The organism is Corallococcus sp. CA049B (assembly GCF_003611685.1).
Lineage (GTDB): Bacteria > Myxococcota > Myxococcia > Myxococcales > Myxococcaceae > Corallococcus > Corallococcus coralloides.
Genome location: NZ_RAWC01000449.1, coordinates 1 through 1416, shown reverse-complemented (window position 1 = coordinate 1416; position 1416 = coordinate 1). Strand labels below are relative to the sequence as shown.

1 protein-coding gene is annotated in these 1416 nt (G+C 68.1%); it reads left to right on the top strand.

The genetic code is table 11. The features are described from left to right. Window positions 1-49: 49 nt before the first annotated feature. Entirely contained in the window at window positions 50-1414 is a 1365-nt protein-coding gene (locus D7W82_RS39630; RefSeq protein ID WP_120623182.1) for an IS701 family transposase, read from the top strand. The last annotated feature ends 2 nt before the right edge of the window (window positions 1415-1416 follow it).

The following is a 1416-nucleotide window of genomic DNA, read 5'->3' as shown; positions in this document are numbered from 1 at the left end:
TACTACCCGGTCACTTGAAGGCGGGTGGCAGGCGTGATCTACGGTCGGGATGACACCCGCGCAGCTCAAGAAGCTGGACGAGGCACTGGGCGCCTACCTTGAGGAGATGGTCGCCGGCATGGGGCGACTGGAGAGACGGCGCGCCATGGAAGCCTACGTGACGGGCCTGCTGCTGGATGGGGAGCGCAAGAGCATCGAGCCGATGGCGGCCCGGCTGGTGGAGGACGCCGGGGAAGTCGAGGCAATGCGCCAGCGACTGCAGCAGTGCGTCTCGCAAGGGACGTGGAGCGACGAGGCGCTGCGGGAGCGACTGGCGCGGAAGCTGGAAGAGCGGCTGCCGGAGGTGGAAGCACTGGTGGTGGACGACACGGGCTTTCCAAAGAAGGGGAAGCACTCGGTGGGAGTCGCCCGTCAGTACTCGGGGACGCTGGGGCGCACGGACAACTGCCAGGTGGCCGTCAGCCTGCACCTGGCGGGGCCTCGTGGCAGCGGGTGCATCGGCATGCGGTTGTACCTGCCCGAGGAGTGGGTGACGGACAAGGCCCGGCGCAAGGCGGCCGGAGTCCCCGAGGAGGTGGGCGCCACGCGCAAATGGGAATTGGCGCTGTCGCAACTGGACGACGCGCTGAAGTGGGGCGTGCGCAAGCACGTCGTCCTGGCGGATGCGGGGTATGGCAACTGCCGGGAGTTTCGCGAAGGCCTCACGGCACGCGGGCTGCCCTACCTCGTGGCGGTGCCGGGGCAGCACAAGGTGTGGCCTCCGGGGGCGACGCCACACCTGCCGGTGAAGAAGGCGGGCACGTACGGACGCCCTCGGACTCGCTTCGTCGACGACAGCGGCGTGCAGCCCTGGACGATTGAAGAATTGGCACGCCAGTTACCTGAGGAGGAGTACCGCCGCATCAGCTGGCGCGAGGGCAGCCGCGGCACGCAGTCCTCCACTTTCGCCGCGGTGCGAATCCAGGTCGCTGAAGGCCATGTCGTGCGCAAGGCGCCCGGCGCTCCCGAGTGGCTCTTGTGCGAGTGGCCACCGGGCGAGGCCGCGCCAACGAAGTACTACCTCTCGTCTCTGCCGGAAGACACGCCTCTCAAACGCCTCGTCACCCTGGCGAAGCTGCGCTGGCGCGTCGAGCGCGACTACCAGGAGATGAAGGGCGAAGTCGGCCTGGACCACTTCGAGGGCCGCACCTGGAGAGGCTTTCACCACCACGCCACGCTCTGCATGGTGGCCCATGGCTTCCTCGCGCTCCGTCGAGCGCTTTTCCCCCCGGAGGAGGATTCCCTGGACGCTGCCCCAGGTGCGTCGGCGGCTTCAGCATCTGCTACTGCGCCGCCTCGGCCATTGCCCGCTGTGCCTCCGCAGACTCGGCGCTCGCGCTCCTCCTCGAGGACCGTCACGCATCTGATCAAGTAGTA